17 protein-coding genes are annotated in these 15,490 nt (G+C 69.1%); 8 read left to right on the top strand and 9 right to left on the bottom strand.

Features of this window, described 5'->3' with window-relative positions; translation table 11 throughout:
• Positions 1 to 48: 48 nt before the first annotated feature.
• Together IEY60_RS01090 and IEY60_RS01085 are read left to right on the top strand one after the other, a co-directional pair.
• Positions 49 to 396, top strand: coding sequence for a hypothetical protein (locus IEY60_RS01090; RefSeq protein WP_189022825.1), 348 nt, complete (start codon positions 49 to 51; stop codon positions 394 to 396).
• Positions 389 to 1,018: a Dabb family protein gene (locus IEY60_RS01085; RefSeq protein ID WP_189022822.1), complete on the top strand. Its 630-nt coding sequence runs from the start codon at positions 389 to 391 to the stop codon at positions 1,016 to 1,018. The genes IEY60_RS01090 and IEY60_RS01085 overlap by 8 nt, the downstream gene beginning before the upstream one ends.
• 40 nt (positions 1,019 to 1,058) lie before the next feature.
• Here the strand turns inward: IEY60_RS01085 and IEY60_RS01080 are convergent, their stop codons facing one another.
• The 4 genes from IEY60_RS01080 to IEY60_RS01065 form a co-directional block, all read right to left on the bottom strand.
• Positions 1,059 to 1,916, bottom strand: coding sequence for an IclR family transcriptional regulator (locus IEY60_RS01080; protein WP_189022820.1), 858 nt, complete (start codon positions 1,914 to 1,916; stop codon positions 1,059 to 1,061).
• A gap of 184 nt (positions 1,917 to 2,100) precedes the next feature.
• A complete protein-coding gene (gene bphC / locus IEY60_RS01075; protein ID WP_189022818.1) occupies positions 2,101 to 3,006 on the bottom strand; it encodes a biphenyl-2,3-diol 1,2-dioxygenase in 906 nt (301 codons plus the stop codon).
• 25 nt (positions 3,007 to 3,031) lie between these two features.
• Positions 3,032 to 4,210: an acyl-CoA dehydrogenase family protein gene (locus IEY60_RS01070; protein ID WP_189022816.1), complete on the bottom strand. Its 1,179-nt coding sequence runs from the start codon at positions 4,208 to 4,210 to the stop codon at positions 3,032 to 3,034.
• Positions 4,211 to 4,244: 34 nt separating this feature from the next.
• Entirely contained in the window at positions 4,245 to 5,420 is a 1,176-nt protein-coding gene (locus IEY60_RS01065) for a 3-ketosteroid-9-alpha-monooxygenase, oxygenase component (protein ID WP_189022814.1), read from the bottom strand.
• Between the two features lie 206 nt (positions 5,421 to 5,626).
• Here IEY60_RS01065 and IEY60_RS01060 point away from each other — a divergent pair, with 206 nt between their 5' ends.
• The 3 genes from IEY60_RS01060 to map all read left to right on the top strand — a co-directional run bounded on the left by IEY60_RS01060 (position 5,627) and on the right by map (position 7,962).
• A complete protein-coding gene (locus IEY60_RS01060; protein WP_189022805.1) occupies positions 5,627 to 6,223 on the top strand; it encodes a hotdog family protein in 597 nt (198 codons plus the stop codon).
• 96 nt (positions 6,224 to 6,319) lie between these two features.
• Positions 6,320 to 7,129: a mycofactocin-coupled SDR family oxidoreductase gene (locus IEY60_RS01055; protein WP_189022803.1), complete on the top strand. Its 810-nt coding sequence runs from the start codon at positions 6,320 to 6,322 to the stop codon at positions 7,127 to 7,129.
• A 65-nt stretch (positions 7,130 to 7,194) separates the two neighbouring features.
• Positions 7,195 to 7,962: a type I methionyl aminopeptidase gene (gene map, locus IEY60_RS01050; protein WP_189022801.1), complete on the top strand. Its 768-nt coding sequence runs from the start codon at positions 7,195 to 7,197 to the stop codon at positions 7,960 to 7,962.
• 18 nt (positions 7,963 to 7,980) lie between these two features.
• On the opposite strand, the gene IEY60_RS01045 is transcribed toward map, so the two are convergent.
• On the bottom strand, positions 7,981 to 8,244 hold the full coding sequence (locus IEY60_RS01045; protein ID WP_189022799.1) for a helix-turn-helix domain-containing protein: 264 nt from the start codon (positions 8,242 to 8,244) through the stop codon (positions 7,981 to 7,983).
• A gap of 76 nt (positions 8,245 to 8,320) precedes the next feature.
• A complete protein-coding gene (locus IEY60_RS01040; protein WP_189022797.1) occupies positions 8,321 to 9,952 on the bottom strand; it encodes an MFS transporter in 1,632 nt (543 codons plus the stop codon).
• Between the two features lie 335 nt (positions 9,953 to 10,287).
• Here IEY60_RS01040 and IEY60_RS01035 point away from each other — a divergent pair, with 335 nt between their 5' ends.
• Positions 10,288 to 10,812 (top strand): DUF8020 domain-containing protein, encoded by a 525-nt coding sequence (locus IEY60_RS01035; protein WP_189022795.1) that lies wholly within the window; start codon positions 10,288 to 10,290, stop codon positions 10,810 to 10,812.
• A gap of 88 nt (positions 10,813 to 10,900) precedes the next feature.
• Here the strand turns inward: IEY60_RS01035 and IEY60_RS01030 are convergent, their stop codons facing one another.
• From IEY60_RS01030 to IEY60_RS01020, 3 genes are all read right to left on the bottom strand, one after another.
• On the bottom strand, positions 10,901 to 11,575 hold the full coding sequence (locus tag IEY60_RS01030; RefSeq protein ID WP_229739469.1) for a 2-phosphosulfolactate phosphatase: 675 nt from the start codon (positions 11,573 to 11,575) through the stop codon (positions 10,901 to 10,903).
• Positions 11,576 to 11,853: 278 nt separating this feature from the next.
• The gene (locus IEY60_RS01025; protein WP_189022791.1) at positions 11,854 to 12,828 is read right to left on the bottom strand and encodes an SMP-30/gluconolactonase/LRE family protein; all 975 of its coding nucleotides are present in this window, start codon (positions 12,826 to 12,828) and stop codon (positions 11,854 to 11,856) included.
• 39 nt (positions 12,829 to 12,867) lie between these two features.
• The gene (locus tag IEY60_RS01020) at positions 12,868 to 13,593 is read right to left on the bottom strand and encodes a DUF8817 family protein (protein ID WP_189022789.1); all 726 of its coding nucleotides are present in this window, start codon (positions 13,591 to 13,593) and stop codon (positions 12,868 to 12,870) included.
• 94 nt (positions 13,594 to 13,687) lie between these two features.
• On the opposite strand from IEY60_RS01020, the gene IEY60_RS01015 reads away from it, so the two are divergent.
• Both IEY60_RS01015 and IEY60_RS01010 read left to right on the top strand, forming a co-directional pair.
• The gene (locus IEY60_RS01015; RefSeq protein ID WP_189022787.1) at positions 13,688 to 14,068 is read left to right on the top strand and encodes a PPOX class F420-dependent oxidoreductase; all 381 of its coding nucleotides are present in this window, start codon (positions 13,688 to 13,690) and stop codon (positions 14,066 to 14,068) included.
• A gap of 82 nt (positions 14,069 to 14,150) precedes the next feature.
• Positions 14,151 to 15,440 (top strand): acetyl-CoA C-acyltransferase, encoded by a 1,290-nt coding sequence (locus tag IEY60_RS01010; RefSeq protein WP_189022785.1) that lies wholly within the window; start codon positions 14,151 to 14,153, stop codon positions 15,438 to 15,440.
• Positions 15,441 to 15,490: the final 50 nt, after the last annotated feature.

Below are 15,490 nucleotides of genomic sequence, written 5' to 3'. Positions count from 1 at the left end.
GCGGAAATACCTGGTCGCCACGTGTCGGTGGGTGCCTACCGTCGGCGCATGAACACTGCGAAGGTCTATGTGATCGACACCGTGGTGACGAAACCTGGTCGGGCCAGGGACTTCGTCGACGCCTATCTGCGGGAGTACGCGCCGGGGGCGCGGGAGCGGGGGATGACGCTCGAGCGGATCGTGGTGAGTCCGCCGGTGTGGTTTCCCGACGAATCGAACACGGTGATGGCGACGTGGGTGCTCGACGGGGCCGAGGGGTGGTGGGAGATGACGTGGCGGGGGCGGTCGGATCCGGCGGTGCGGGGGTGGTGGGGTGGCGTGGACGACCTGATCGTTCGTCGCACGCGGTCGACCGGGGCCGAGGCCGCCGATATCGAGAGGCTCGGCAATGTTTGATGTTGTTCGGCTGGTGCATCTTTCCCCTGCGGCCGGTTCGGACGCCGCGAATCTGATGACCGAACTGCGCGCGGCGGCGGCCGGGGTGGCGCGGCGGGTGCTGGTTCAGCCCACTTTGCCGGGGGTGCGTAACGGCGGAGATGTGTTGGTGCACCTGCGATTCGATGAGCCCGCCGACTGGTCCGGCTGCGCATCGCGGGTGGACGCGGTGCTGGCCGATCCGCTCGTGACCCACGTCGACGGTGCCGAATACGAAGGCGGTGTCGGTGGGTTCGCCGAGCCGCGCTCACCGGGATCGGTGTACCGGGTCCTGCTGCTGCGGGTCGCGCCGGGGACCGCGCGCACGGTGGTGGACCGCTTCGAGGCCGACCTGCTGCGGATGCCCGGCTACATCGAGACGATGCGGTCCTGGCAGCTGAGCCGGGTGATCCGCGGGATCGGGTCCGCGCCGTGGACGCATGTCTGGGAGCAGGAGTTCACCGATCTCGACGGGCTCGACGGGCCCTATCTGATGCACCCGGTGCACTGGGCGCACGTCGACCGGTGGTTCGATCCCGAATGCCCGGACGTGATCGTGCGCGACCGTATCTGTCACAGCTTCTGCGTGAACGAGCTCGCCTGATTCCGGCCGCCGCCCGCTCCCGCCGGGCGGCGCACCGGGGTCACGCGTAGCGGTGCGTGCGGTGATCGGTGGCGACGCGGGTCGCCGGGCCGACGCCCAGCGGGCGCGGATGCTGCTGCAGGGTCGGGCGGACCCGCACCCGGCCGTCGTCGACGTGGCGCCAGATATTGAGCGCTGTCGTGCGGATCGGCGCGGAGAGGCGGTGGTCGAACACCATGCGATCCACCGGTCCGCACACCGACACCGCGGCCACGGCGGACTCACCGAGGTCGCCGATCGGGGCGGCGATGCAGCCGAAGCCGGCCAGCGATTCCTCCCGCTCGACCGCGATGCCGTGTGCTCGCACCTTGTTCAGTTCGGCGTCGAGCTGGGCGCGGGTGGTCAGCGAGTACTTGGTGCGGGCACCGGCCTGACCGGTGACGACCTCGGCGAGGCGGCGCTCGTCGGAGTAGGCCAGGATCGCCTTGCCGACCGCCGTACAGTGCGCGGGCCGCCTGCCGCCGACGCGGGTCGGGACCGCCGCGGCCAGATCGCCGCCGACCTTGTCCAGATACACGACGTCGGAACCGTCGAGGACGGCCAGGTGCACGACGAAACCGGTCACCCGGTGCAGCTCGTGCAGGAACGGCATGGCCGCGCGATGCAGCCGATCCTGGTGCACGGCCAGTGACCCGAGCTCCATCAGCCGGATACCCAGCTCGTAGTCGCGCCCCTCACGCCGTAGCCAGCGCAGCTGCACAAGCCGCTCCAGCATGCGATGTGCCGAGGACCGGGGTAGGCCGGTGCGGCGCACGATCTGGGCGAGGGTGAGCCTGCCCGGGCCGTCGAAGGCGTCGAGCAGCAGGGACGCGCGATCGAGGATCGCGCTGGGGGTGGTGGCTTCGGCCTGGATGACCATCGGGCGCTCCATTTCGGATCTACGAGCTGATGCCCACTCGCATATTTCGATTAGGCATATACCTATTGATACCATCCCGTGTGTTCGTTGTCACATGAATCCGCAATCTGCGTGCAACGACGACGGCCCCCGTGCCGAGCGGAGTGCTCGGCACGGGGGCCGTCGAAGGGGCTGTGCGGGGCAGTTACATGGCCGCGAGCGGCTCGCTACCGGACCAGTCGTGGCCCCAGTAGCTGTCGGCGGTGATCTCCTCGGCGGTGTAGTAGGTCTCGTCGACCTTCATGCCCTCGGTGCCGAACTCGATGTCCCAGCCACCGGGCGCGCGCACGTAGAACGACACCATCTTGTCGTTGGTGTGCCTGCCCAGCGTCGAGGACACCGAGAAGCCGTCCTTGGTGACGCGGTCCAGCGCCTGGCCGACGGCGTCGAGGGTGTCGACCTCCACCATGATGTGCACCAGACCCGGCGCGCCACCGTGCGGCGCCGGGCACAGGGCGAGGCTGTGGTGACGCTCGTTGACGCCGAGGAAGCGCACCCGCATCGGACCGAACTCCGGCGGCGCCGGGATGCGGAACGCGCCGCGCGGCAGGAACCCGAGCACATCGGTGTAGAAATCGAACGCGCCGTTGGGGTCCATGGTCGGCAGCACCACATGGCCCAGGCCCTGGGCGCCGGTGACGAACTTCGCGCCGAACGGCGTCACGACCGGGCTGTGGTCGAGCACCGCGCCGTGGAAGATCTCGAGCGTCGCGCCGGTCGGATCCTGGAAGGTGATGACCTCCTCGACCCGGCGCGCGTCGGCCTCCTCGACCGAGAGCGGCTTGACCGCGATGCCTGCCGCCGTCACGGCCTCCTGCACGCGGACCAGGGCGGCGTGGTCGCGCACCTCCCAGCCGATGGTCACGATGGCGTCGGTGTCGCCCGGCACGACCGTGATGCGCGCCGCGCGCTCGTCCATCCGCAGATACAGCGCGTTCTCGTCCGGTCCGCTGCCCTCGGCGAAACCGAGCACGTCGAACGCGAAGGTGCGCCACCGGTCCATGTCGGCGGTCTGGATCTTGACGTAGCCGAGGCCTTTGATGTCTGTCATTTCCGTTGTCCTTCTTGGTATTCGGTCAGATCATCGAGCGGAGGTGGTCCGCGGGCTCGAGACCGAGGGAGCTGATGGCCGAGGCGTGGTAGACCGTGCTCGGCACGTGGATGGCGTGCGCGAGGCCGACGTGGGCATCGCGCCAGTAGCGCTGCAGCGGCTTGTCCATGCGCATCGCGTTGCCGCCGGAACGGGCGAAGATCTGGTCGACGGCCATCACCGCGCGCCAGGCCGCGCGGACCTGGGTCCGCCGCACCGCGGCCCGCTCGGCGAAACTGATCTCCTGGCCCTTGTCGACCGCGTCGAAGATCCGGTCGGCGTTGGACAGCAGTTCCTGGCGGGCGGCATTGATGTCGGCGGCGGCCTCGCCGATGGCGAACAGCACGTACGGGTCGTCCTTGACGGCGGTGCCCTGGGCGCCGACCCGGTCGCGCTGGTAATCCAGGTGCGCGGCCAGCGCGCCCTCGGCGATGCCGACCACCGCGGAGCTGATGCCCAGCGGGAACATCGTCGACCACGGCATCTTGTACAGCGTCTCGGTGACGCCGTACTCCTTCTGCGCGGTGCCGTCGATGACGTGGTCACCGTTCATCACCCGGTAGTCGGGCACGAAGGCGTCCTTGACGATGATGTCCTTGGACCCGGTGCCCTTGAGGCCCACCACATTCCAGGAGTCCTCGACGATGGTGTAGTCCTGGCGCGGCAGGATCATGTGCAGCATCGTGGGCGGCAGGGCCATCGAGCCGTCGGGGTTGCCGAGCATGGCGCCGAGGAAGATCCAGTCGCAGTGGTCGGTGCCGGAGCTGAACTGCCAGCGGCCGTTGAAGATGTAGCCGCCGTCGACCGGGCGCGCGATGCCGGTCGGCGCGTAAGGCGAGGCCATCCAGGTGTCGTGGTCGTCGGCCCACACCTCGTCCTGCACCTTCGGATCGGCGAAGGCCAGCTGCCACGGGTGCACGCCGACGATGCCGGCGATCCAGCCACTGGCCGGATCCAGCGCCGCGGTGGCCATCACCGTCTCGGCGAACTCGCGCGGATGCGCCTCGTACCCGCTGTACTTCTTGGGCTGGAGCAGGCGGATCGGGCCCGCCGACTTCAGCAGCTGGGCCGTGGCGTCGGGCAGCTGTCCGAGCCGCTCGGCCTCCGGGGCCTGATCGCGCAGCTGGTCCGCGATCGCGGCGATGTTGTCGAGAACCTTGGTCATCGCAGGTGGTGCTTTCTGTTCGGGGTGGTGAGGGTCAGGACATGGTGTTGATGACGGCGCCGCGGGCGATGTTGTCGGCCACCTCGGCCTCCCAGCTGGTCACCGCGCGCTCGGTGTCGATCTCGAACTCGAACCGCTTGGTCATGTCGTCGGTGACGTCCTCGACGTCGACGTAGAACTGCTTGTACCAGCGTCGCAGCTGATAGACCGGTCCGTCTTCCTCCGAGAGCAGCGGGTTGTCGATCGGCGCCTTGTTCTTCCAGATCGCGACGTCCTGCTCGAAGCCGTACTCGACGCCCTGCGCGAACTGGGCGGCCATCGCGTTCGCGTCGTCGTCGGACATGCCCTGCGGCTTCTTGACCATCGCGCCGTACTGCAACACGAACGAGTTCTCGCTGACGGGGTAGTGGCAGTTGATCAGCACCGTCTCGATCGTCATGCCGTTGGCCTCGCTCCAGAGCCAGTCGATCATGTACGACGGGCCGAAATACGAAGCGTCCGAACGCAAGGTGGAGTTGGGGTCGTCGTAGCTGGTGCCGACCTCGATGTCGTGACGCGGGGTCGAGCGCATGTACTGGGTCGCGACCTGGCCCTCGAAGACGTTCTTGAAGTAGCGCGGGAACGCGTAGTGCACGTAGAAGAAGTGCGCCATGTCCACGACGTTGTCGACGATCTCACGGCAGTGCGAGCCCTCGATGAGCATCGAGTTCCAGGTCCAGTCGGTCCACTCCGCTGTGCCGTAGCCCTCGATCTCGGGGATGGTCACCTCGTCGGTGGGCTTGCTGCCCTGCGGGTCGTGCCAGACGTAGAGCTGGCCGTTGCGCTCGAGGGTCGGCCACGAGCGGGTCTTGGCCAGCGGGGGCACCCGGCGCGCATACGGGATGGCGGTGCACTTGCCGTTGCCGCCCCAGCGCCAGTCGTGGAACGGGCAGGCGATCGAGTCGCCTTTGACGGTGCCGTGCGCCAGATTGCCGCCCATGTGGCGGCAGAATCCGTCGAGCACGTGCAGCGCCCCGTCGGATTCGGACTGGAACACCACCAGGGTGGTGCCGAAGGCCTTCACTTCGTGCGGCGTGCCGTCGCGGAACGACGAGAGCAGGCCGAGGCAGTGCCAGCCGCGGGCGAAGCGGGCAGGCGCGGCAGCAGCCTCGATCTGACGGTAGTCGGCGGTGGCGTCCAGTGATCGGCCGTTCGGCGGGTTCTCCGGCATCGAAACCTCCATGTATCGGACGGAGTGGGGATGAGCTGTGCTGATGGTCACGCCGCGAGGGGGTCGTCGGGCTGCCGTGTTCCCGGTCAGCGGACATGTTTTCGGCGCGGACGGCCGGTGTCCCGATCAGCGGGAGAGGAACCGATCACAGCCTGTGCGCGGCCATTAGCGTGACGGCACCTGCAGGCAGGACGAGAGGAATGATCATGGGTAACGTCGCGGTGGTTCTGGAGACCGATGCCATCCGGTTGTTCGCCGAGGCGGCGCGCTCCCACAATCCGGCCTACCGGCTCGCCGACCGGCCGGTGGTCCCGCCGACCTTCCTGCCCGCCGACGGATTCGGCGCCGCGGTGGGCGAACGGGTGGAGACCGATCACCGGTTCTTCGGCCCGCCCCCGCGCGCGGGCGACCGGCTGACCGCGATCCGCGCGGTCGCGGGCGATCCGGTGGACACGCCCGCTGTCACGGCCGCCGAATCGCTGACCCGCTACTTCGATCGCACCGGTGGCCTCGTCGCCGAGTCGTGGGCCGCCGCCGGACCCGTTGCCGGCGAACCGGCCTCGCCGCAGGCCGCCGCGCTGCTGGCCACCTATGCCACCGACTGGCTGGGCGCGGAGAACATCCGGCGTTTTCGCACCAGGGTCGTGCGTCCGCTGCCGCCCGGCGATGTCATGACCTGCTCGGGGCATGTCACGCAGAGCTATGTGCAAGACGGTGAATCGCGCGTCGACGTCACCCTGTCCGGGGCCGATGCCGCGGGCGAGGTCGTCGTCCGGGCGTGGGCGACCTTCGCCTGCGACTGACTTCTCGCCGCGGCCAATCCGCTGATTCCGCACCGCGAGACGCCCGGCAATGGTGTGGTGTTCATAGTGCACATCGACGTTCGGAGGTAGTAGGACATGACGCGACGCTACGAGGGCAAGGTCGCCTTCATCACCGGCGCGGCCCGCGGTCAGGGCAGGGCCGAGGCGGTTCGCTTCGCGGAGGAGGGCGCCGACATCATCGCGATCGACGCCTGCGCGGATTTCGCCAGCACCAGCTACGCGGGCGCCACGGAAGAGGATCTGGCCGAGACCGTTCGCCTCGTCGAAGCGGCCGGGGGCAAGATCGCCGCGAGCAAGGTCGACGTCCGTGATTTCGCCGCGCTCTCGGCGGCGCTGGCGGCGGGGATCGAGCAGTTCGGCAGGCTCGACGTCGTCGTCGCGAACGCCGGTATCTGTTCGGCCGCGATGTCCTGGGAGATCACCGCCGAGCAGTGGCAGGAGACGATCGATGTCAACCTGACCGGCGTCTTCCATACCGCGAAAGCCGCGATTCCGCACCTGATCGAGCAGGGTGAGGGTGGCGCGATGGTGTTCATCAGCTCGGTGGCCGGGCTCAAGGGCATTCCGTTCACGGGCCACTACGTCGCCACCAAGCACGCCATCACCGGCCTGGCCAAGACGATGGCCAACGAACTCGGCGAGTACAAGATCCGGGTCAACACCGTGCACCCGGCCGGGGTGGCGACCGGCATGCAGATGGCGGAGATGGGCCCGCTGTTCGAGAAGCACGCGGCCACGCTGTCGCCGATCTTCATGAACGCGCTGCCCACCTACCTCACCGAGCCCGAGGAGATCGCCGCCACGGTGGCGTGGCTGTGCTCGGACGAGGCCGGACAGGTCACCGGCGCGCAGATCCCGGTGGACATGGGCAACCTGAACCGCTGATCGCCCGATTGGTATTTTTATACCGCCGTCACTAGGCTGGTATGAAAATACCAACTGGAGGCGTGATGGTGGAGCTGAAGTCACCCGCGGAGATCGAGCGGATGCGGGTGACCGGCCGGTTCGTGGCCGATGTGCTGGCGGGCGTGCATGCGCATGCCGCCGTCGGCGTGAATCTGCTCGAGCTGGAAATGTATGTGCGGGAACGGATCCGCGAGCGCGGCGCGGTGTCGTGCTACTGGGACTACGCGCCCTCGTTCGGTCGCGGGCCGTTCCGCAACACCGTGTGCCTGGCGGTCAACGACGCTGTGCTGCACGGACTTCCGCACGACTACGTCCTGCGCGACGGTGATGTGCTCACCGCCGACCTGGCCGTCTCCATCGACGGCTGGGCCGCGGATTCCGCGGTGACCACCATCGTCGGCACGCCGGACCCGGCCGATCGGCGGCTGGTCCAGGCGACCGAGGAGGCGCTTGCTGCCGGGATCGCGGCCGCGCAGCCCGGCAACCACATCGGTGACATCTCCGCCGCCATCTCGGCGGTCGCGCACGATTACGGCTACCCGGTCAACACCGAATTCGGCGGACACGGCATCGGCCGGACCATGCACGAGGATCCGCACGTCGCCAACGCGGGCAGGGCCGGTCGTGGCTTCCGCTTGCGCCCCGGTCTCACCGTGGCGATCGAACCCTGGTTCGCGGCGGGCACCGCGAAGGTCGTGACCGATGCCGACGGGTGGACGATCCGCTCCGCCGATGGATCGCGGTGCGCGCACAGCGAGCACACGATCGCGGTCACCGCCGACGGGCCGAGCGTTCTCACGCTCCGCGACTGAGCCGAAAACCCGGGCGGGTCAGGCGGATTCGGCGACCTGCTCGGCGCGGTAGACCTCGGCGAGCTCGGTCAGCGGGAGCGACAGCGCCTCCGCGAGGCCGACGACGGTGCCGAAGGCGGGGGAGGGCAGGCGGCCGGATTCGATCTTGCGCAGCGTCTCCGGGGAGATGCCCGCCGCGTGGGCGACCTCGGCGAGATCGCGCTCGCCGCGCGCGGAGCGCAGGCAGCGGCCGAGGCGACGGCCTGCTTCGACCTGGGCCGGGCTGAGAGGGAGACGCACCATGGATCCGAGGGTAGGTGGGGTATTTAAATACCGCAACCCGCGGACGGGCCGGTGAGTACCGACCCGTCCATGGGGCTCAGTGCGCGGTGCCGCCGGTGGCGGGCGTGCGGCCGTGTCGCATGATCACGGCGAGGACCAGGGCCACGGCCGCCGCGGCGCCGCAGACCCAGAAGCCCAGCTCGTAGCCGCGATCGCCGAAGACATCCGGAATCGGCGCCGGTGGTTGCGCCTGCCCGCCGACGCTGACCAGCGCGGTCATGCCGTTGGCGTGCAGGAACGCCGTGACGATCGCCAGGCCGACGGCCACACCCATCGACTGCATGACGCCTAGCATGCCCAGGCTGACGCCCTGCTGCTCCTGCGGGACGGCCTCCACCATGAGAATCGGCATGGCCGCGTAGTAGAAGCCGAAACCGATGCTGAACACGGCGTTCACGAGCAGGAACACGGTGCTGGTGTGCGGGAGCACGGCGAAGGCCACCGCCGAGCCGACGAAGATCACCAGGGCGATGACCAGCGGAATCCTGGCGCCGACCCGGCGTGCGATCACACCGGCGAGCGCGCCGCAGATCATCGTGACCACGGCGCCGAGCAGGGCGATGCGCAGCGCGAACTCCAGCAGGGTGTAGCCGCTGCCGTAGGTATAGCCCGGGTCGAGTGTCACCTGGACGGCTTCGGCGGGCAGTGGCTGACCGGTCGCGGCCTGCACCTTGGCGAGAATGCCCTGTTGCGCGCCCGCGGTGACGGTCGCCTCGTCGGGCGTCTGCGACATGTAGGCGATGGCGTAGGAGACGACGCCGATCTGCAACGAGGCGAACAGCGCGCCGGCCAGCACCAGCGCGACGCGCGGGTGGAACAGCAGTTTCATGTCCATGATCGGTTGCGCGACCCGGGTTTCCACCAGGACGAACAGGATCAGCAGGACGACGCCGGTGATCACCCAGGCCAGGGTGGTCGGCTCGGCCCATCCCCAGTCGTGGCCCTTGTCGACGTAGATCAGGATCAGCGCGGCGCCGCCGGAGAGCAGCAGCGCGCCGACGATGTCGATCCGCTCGCGCACCCGCAGCTTGGACTCCGGCACCACGAAGTACACCAGCGGCAGCATCACCAGGGTGAACGCGGCCAGGCACCAGAAGATCGCGCGCCAGCTGTAGTTGTCGACGAGGAAGCCGCCGAGCAGCGGTCCGGCGATGGCGGACACGCCCAAGCCGGTCGCGGTGACGCCGAGGCCGAGCGGGACGTACTTGCGTGGCATCAGGTCCCGGATCAGGCCGTAGGCGATGACCGCGGTCGCGATGGCGGTGGCCTGCAGACAGCGGCCGAGCAGGAAGATGCCCCAGTTCGACGTGGTCGCGTCGAGCACACAGCCGATCACGAACAGCACGCCGCAGATGAGGAACATCCGCTTCTTGCCCCAGACATCGCTCATCTTGCCGATGAGTGGTGACGCGGCCGCGCCGATCAGGCCGAAAACGATGATGGCCCAGTTGATGTTCGCGCCGACGCCGGGGAAGGTCGGGGAGATCTTCTGTAGCGCCGCCGAGACGATCGTGTACTGCATCGGGGCGATCTCGGTGAACAGCACGATGACCGCCAGGACGGTGAAGATCCGGGCGCGGGATGCGCCGTCGAGTCGTCCGGTGTCGTCGTTGCCCTTGGTGAGTTCGGGGCCCTCTGACGTGGGGGGATCTTGAGGAATGGTGGACATTGCCACGCTCCGTTGTTCGGGAACTTTGTTCGAAATGGAGTGGAACGCGTGCGCTTCGATGTGATGTAGATCGCACATGTTCCGCCACGGAGTATGTGACCTAGCGAGCGTTAGGTTGGTGTTATTTCGCGTTTGTCCCGCTGAGTGGGTCGTCGATTTCGGCAGGTGATTCGGGGGAGACCGATCGGTTTGCCCATGGATTGCGAATCCGCCTGTGCCGCAGACTGATCCGGATTCGGTCGAACTGGGTTTATGCGACATAGCCATGGCGCATCATGGGTGGGTAACACGCTGATCCCGGGGCAGGTCGGGTCGGCAAGTCGGAGGGAAATCCCATGAAGTTCAAGCAGTTGCTGGCTGCCGGTGTGCTCACCGTGGCAGCGACCGGCATCACCGCGGCCACCGCGCACGGCGCCCCCCTCGCAGGCCCCGGGGTGGCCGGTGTCGACGGCGCCCTCACCTATACCGCGGCCGTCGCCCCGGACGGGTCGGCGGCGACCGTGGCACTGGCGGCGGGCACCTTCGAGCTCACGCCCGATGCCGGGGTCGCCGTGCTGGCGCCCGACGGGAGCCGGGTCGGCTTCATCCCGACGACCGTGCAGACCGTGGCCGGCCCCGCGGTGCAGGTGATCCCCGAGGTCGACGCCGCGGCGACGACGCTCACCCTCACCCCCGTCGGCGCACCGGCGCCGAATCCGGTGGCGCTGCAGAACATCGACCAGACCGGCAATATCGTCGCCGGTATCGCGATCGGCTGTGTCGTCGGCGCGCTGATCGGGTTGATCTTCCTGTTCGTCAGCGCCATTCCCGGCTGTGTGATCGGTGCGGTGATCGGCGGGATCATCGGCGCGAACCAGTAGCCGCCGACGTGCGACGGGTGGTGGGGATCCACCCGTCGCCCGCCACTCCGTCCTGACCGGCTCGAACGGTGTTGTTCCGCAGAGTCGGTCAGGACGGTTGCCGGGCCGTGAAGGCGCCGTCGACGAGGACCGCAACGATGGGATCGGCGTCGAGTTCCGTCGCGAGGGCGACATCGTCGGCGAAACCGATGGCGGCGAGCTCACGGCCGGACGCGCAGGTGGCGATCAGGGCGGGGACGTCCGTCGATGACGTGAAAGTGGTTGCTGCCGACAGTGCTTCGGGCGAAGGATCCGTGGCGCCGCGATCGAGGAGCGCGGCGGCGAGCGCGCCCGCACCGAGCCAATCCTCCACGGCGGGCCGTGCCACCTCGCTGCCCGGCCAGTGCTCGCCCGCCGCGATGATCGCGATCGGCCGGGTGGGTGTGCCCCAGTTCCGGCTGATCAGCCACTCCGCGACGGCGCGGTAGTTACGCAGACATGCCGCGACCACCGTCGCCCCGGAGACACCGGCCGCGATGGCAGAACCATTGGGGGAGGGCAGAACCAAGCGCTCGGTGAACGGCCCGCGGCGAATCGCGGCGGGTGACAGCGACCAGGGCTGCGCGGCACCGACCTGACGCCTCCCGACGGCAAGGGCCGCGTCGTGCCGGTCGGCGAACTCCCGCGCCGACTCGTCCCGCCACCGATACGGAAACACCGCCGTGCCCGCACCGACCGCCACCGACACCGAGGTGGTGAACGACAACACGTCGACCACCACCACACAAACAGCTCCCACCCCGACGGCGCCGGCCCCCGCACGCCCCCACTCCACCCTGATTCCGAATCCCTGTTGTTGCGACCACTCCGGTGCCGGTTGCACGCTGCCTCCCCCTCACTCGATCGACGAATCCGCCAGTCCGCCAAGACCATCGCATCCGTTCCAGCGCTGAGATCATCCTGATCGTAAGCAGGCCGCGGACGATCGGTGCGGCGCGACTGCGGCCGACGGCTGACAGCGCCGGCGCGCTCGATTGCGCGACAGGCGCTGACGCGGTCCGGTCAGCGGGGCAGGGGTGGGGTCAGGTCGATGGTGGCGGGTGGGCGGAGACGGCGCAGGGTGCCGTCGATGCTGGTGACGAAGAGGGCCCAGGAGTTGCCGTCGGGGGCGATGCGGGCGGAGGTGGGGCCGATCGGCGGGCGCTCCGGGAGGGGTCCGCGCGGGGTGGTCCAGCCGGTGGCGATGGTGCACCGGTGGCCGGTGGCGGTGTCGATCTGGTAGACGCTGCCGGAGTAGTCGCCGGCGACGAAGGCCAGGCCGGAGGCGGTGGCGTCGAGGTCGTCGAGGCCGGGGAAGAGGCCGTCGGGCACGGTGGCCACCGTTGTCGGGTTGTGCGGGGCGTCGAGGGGGACGCGCAGGATGTGGGAGGTGGCCACGTCGTCGGTGAACACCGCTGCGCGGTCGGGGGTGAGGGCCAGGCCGTTCGGGCGGGGGACCGGAGACCAGGCGAGGGTGAATTCGCCGGTGGCGGGGCGGTATCGGCTGATGCCGACCGGGGGCCACGGGATCGACAGCTGGGAGATGAGCAGGTCGCCGTCGGGGAGCAGGAGCAGGCCGTTGGGCTGGACCAGGTCGGGCAGCAGCACGGTGACTTCGCCGGTCGGGAGGTGGAGTCGGCGCAGGGTGCCGCCGCCCTGGGGTGTAGTGCCGTCGCCGGTGATGAAATAGAGGATGTCGCCGGACAATCGGAGCCCGGCGGGGGCGTCCAGGCCGGTGAGGATCGTGGTGACCTTGCCGTCTTCGTCGACGTGCAGGAGTTCGCCTTCGACGATGCCGGTGACATAGAACCCGCCCGCGCCGTCGTACTCGAGGTTTTCCAGGCCGCCGAGATCGGCGGCGATGATGTCGGCCTGCCAGCCCTGCGCGCACCCCGCTTGGGCGTGCGCCGGGGCGATAGGGCCGAGGCCGGTCAGTGCGACAGCGGCGAGAGCGGTTGCGAGACAGCGGATCACCCGCGGGCCGGAGCGTCGGAGCATGGCCGAAGCCTAACCGCCGCCCGGCTCCGTGGCGCGTGCTCAGCCGGGTGTGGTGGCGATCAGCCAGGTCGCGAGGACCTCGGAGGCGGCGGCGTCGGTGGACAGGGCGGCGTGCTCGTCCGGGGTGAGCTCGACGGCCTCGAGTTCTGCCTTCCAGTGGGCGAGCCGATCGGAATCCGCTGCCGCGACGGCCAGTTCGGCGAGCGCGGCGTAGGCGCGGGCCCGGTCGACGACGGACGCGGTGGCGCCGAAACGATGTAGACCTGCTTCCAGGGCGCGGATCGCCGACCGGTCGTCGTTCTTGAAATCACGCAGAATGCGGGCATTGTCGAGCACCCGCGCCAGACCATCGAGCGCCCGCGAGCCGCCGTACTCGAGCTCCATGGGCTCGTCGCGCTGAATCACGAGCAGGGTGTTGCCGACCGGATCGACCAGGGAGAACCGGGACTGACCGGGCCGGTACCGGGTGATCCGCGGACAGCCCTTGGCCGGGATCTTCCCGTAGTGCGCGCGCAACGCCGCCGTGTACTCGGCGTGGCGAGCGGCGACGTCGTCGACCATCACCAGCGCCCCCACATGCTCGGCGGGCAGTTCGATCCCGGGCGGCGCGTCCGCGAAATGCAGCGCGCACCCGTGCCCCTCCACCGCGCCGTAGACATAGGGCCGGGTCTGCTCGTAGGTGACGGTGTAGCCGAGCGCTCGATAGAAGTCGAGAGTGCTCGGCAGGTCGCCGCTCCACAGCATCGGCACTGCGGTGTCTGTCATCGGTAGCCCTTCCGGAGAGTGAGTTGTCCGGATCCGAGGTTAGGAAGACTTTCGCGAGAGCGCCCATAACTTGTTCGGCGGCTAGGCTGCGGGCATGACGAACAGGCTCGGCGAACTGCAGACCGCGAACTTCGTGCTGCTCACCACCTTCCGCAAAGACGGCTCACCGGTGGGCACCCCGGTCTGGGCCGTCGCCCACGACGACAAACTGTTCGTCTGGACGGTCACCGACAGCTGGAAGGTGAAGCGGATCCGCCGCAATCCCGAGGTGACGGTGCAACCCTGCGATGCGCGCGGCAAAGCGCATGGTGTCGTCACCGGTGGCACCGCGCGGCTGCTCGATGCCACCGAGACCGAGCAGGTGCGCTCCTGGCTGCGCCGCAAGTACTGGCTGACCGGCCCGCTGGTCATCCTCGCCAGCAACCTGCGCCGTGGCAAGGCGGGCACCATCGGCATCGAGATCACCCCGGCCTGACCTCCCTGGTTACCTCGAACCAGTATCCAGTACCGCGGGTATCGGATACCGTGGGCTCAGCGGAACTTCCGAGGGGACTCACATGGCCGACCAACGCACCCGCGCCGTCGTCGTCGCGGGCGCGCGCACCCCGTTCGTGCGCGCGTTCACCGACTTCACCCGTCTCGACAGCATCGCCCTCGCCGGTGCGGCGGTCCGGGGTCTGCTCGAGCGCAGCGGTATCGCGCCCGGCGAGATCCAGTCCATCGTCTGGGGTGGGGTCATCCTGCCGAGCCACGCGCCGAACATCGCGCGCGAGGTGGCGCTCGACCTGAACCTGGACTTCGGGTGCGAGGGCTACACGGTGACCCGGGCGTGCGCGTCGGGCCTGCAGGCGGTCACCTCGGCGGCGGCGGCGATCGAACGCGGCGAATACGACATCATGATCGCCGGCGGCAGCGATTCCACCAGCAATGCCGAGATCAAACTCCCGCAGAAGGTCGTGCACGCGGTGGCCCCGGTGGCGCTGGGCAAACCCAAGCCCAAGGACTACCTCGACGTGGTCCGCCGGCTCGCGCCGTACACCGACATCCTGCCGCGCCAGCCGAAGATCTCCGAGCGCACCACCGGTGAGGTGATGGGCGAGTCGGCGGAGAAGATGGCCAGGATCAACGGCATCAGCCGCGCCGACCAGGACGAGTTCGCCGCCCGCTCGCACCACCGTGCCGCGGCCGCCATCGCCTCGGGCCGTTTCGACGACGAGGTCGTGCCGGTGACGACCCCGTCGGGCACCCGGATCGACACCGACGGCCTGGTCCGCGCGAACACCAGCGTCGACAAGCTCGCCACCCTGAGCCCGGTGTTCGCGAAGGGCGGCACGGTCACCGCGGGCAATGCCAGCCCGCTCACCGACGGCGCCGCCGCGGTGCTGCTCATGAGCGAGGAAAAGGCGCGCGCCCTCGGGTTCACTCCGCTGGCGGCGATCCGTTCGTGGAGTTTCGTCAGCGTCGACCCGGCCGACCAGGTCCTCATCGGCCCCGCCATCTCGATGCCGCGGGCCCTGGACAAGGCGGGCCTGACGCTGGCCGATATCGATCTCGTCGATATCCACGAGGCGTTCGCCGCGCAGACCCTGTCGGTGCTGCGCATGCTGGAGAGCCCGGAATGGGCCAAGACCCGGCTCGACCGGGACGAGGCCGTCGGTTCGGTCGACATCGACAAGCTGAATGTGCACGGCGGGTCGATCTCGCTGGGCCACCCCTTCGGCGCGACCGGCGCTCGCATGGTGACGACCATGGCGAACGAGCTGGCGCGGACCGGGAAGGAGACTGCGCTGCTCGGGATCTGCGCCGCGGGCGGGATCGGTGCCTCGGCGGTGCTCGAGCGCGTGTGAGCGTGGCGGAGGGCTGTCGACGGCGAGGAAACGGGTAGGTCCGGCCACCG

Origin of the sequence: Nocardia rhizosphaerihabitans (genome assembly GCF_014646295.1) — a bacterium.
Lineage (GTDB): Bacteria > Actinomycetota > Actinomycetes > Mycobacteriales > Mycobacteriaceae > Nocardia > Nocardia rhizosphaerihabitans.
This window is presented reverse-complemented; position numbering and strand designations above follow the sequence as displayed.

What these genes read in the sequence shown, in the direction of transcription:
- IEY60_RS01015 (WP_189022787.1), top strand. Translation starts at nt 13,688, where the DNA reads ATGACGAACAGGCTCGGCGAACTGCAGACCGCGAACTTCGTGCTGCTC.
- IEY60_RS01040 (WP_189022797.1), bottom strand. Translation starts at nt 9,952, where the DNA reads ATGTCCACCATTCCTCAAGATCCCCCCACGTCAGAGGGCCCCGAACTC.
- map (WP_189022801.1), top strand. Translation starts at nt 7,195, where the DNA reads ATGGTGGAGCTGAAGTCACCCGCGGAGATCGAGCGGATGCGGGTGACC.
- IEY60_RS01010 (WP_189022785.1), top strand. Translation starts at nt 14,151, where the DNA reads ATGGCCGACCAACGCACCCGCGCCGTCGTCGTCGCGGGCGCGCGCACC.
- IEY60_RS01085 (WP_189022822.1), top strand. Translation starts at nt 389, where the DNA reads ATGTTTGATGTTGTTCGGCTGGTGCATCTTTCCCCTGCGGCCGGTTCG.
- IEY60_RS01070 (WP_189022816.1), bottom strand. Translation starts at nt 4,210, where the DNA reads ATGACCAAGGTTCTCGACAACATCGCCGCGATCGCGGACCAGCTGCGC.
- IEY60_RS01065 (WP_189022814.1), bottom strand. Translation starts at nt 5,420, where the DNA reads ATGCCGGAGAACCCGCCGAACGGCCGATCACTGGACGCCACCGCCGAC.
- IEY60_RS01080 (WP_189022820.1), bottom strand. Translation starts at nt 1,916, where the DNA reads ATGGTCATCCAGGCCGAAGCCACCACCCCCAGCGCGATCCTCGATCGC.
- IEY60_RS01035 (WP_189022795.1), top strand. Translation starts at nt 10,288, where the DNA reads ATGAAGTTCAAGCAGTTGCTGGCTGCCGGTGTGCTCACCGTGGCAGCG.
- bphC (WP_189022818.1), bottom strand. Translation starts at nt 3,006, where the DNA reads ATGACAGACATCAAAGGCCTCGGCTACGTCAAGATCCAGACCGCCGAC.
- IEY60_RS01045 (WP_189022799.1), bottom strand. Translation starts at nt 8,244, where the DNA reads ATGGTGCGTCTCCCTCTCAGCCCGGCCCAGGTCGAAGCAGGCCGTCGC.
- IEY60_RS01055 (WP_189022803.1), top strand. Translation starts at nt 6,320, where the DNA reads ATGACGCGACGCTACGAGGGCAAGGTCGCCTTCATCACCGGCGCGGCC.
- IEY60_RS01060 (WP_189022805.1), top strand. Translation starts at nt 5,627, where the DNA reads ATGGGTAACGTCGCGGTGGTTCTGGAGACCGATGCCATCCGGTTGTTC.
- IEY60_RS01090 (WP_189022825.1), top strand. Translation starts at nt 49, where the DNA reads ATGAACACTGCGAAGGTCTATGTGATCGACACCGTGGTGACGAAACCT.
- IEY60_RS01025 (WP_189022791.1), bottom strand. Translation starts at nt 12,828, where the DNA reads ATGCTCCGACGCTCCGGCCCGCGGGTGATCCGCTGTCTCGCAACCGCT.
- IEY60_RS01020 (WP_189022789.1), bottom strand. Translation starts at nt 13,593, where the DNA reads ATGACAGACACCGCAGTGCCGATGCTGTGGAGCGGCGACCTGCCGAGC.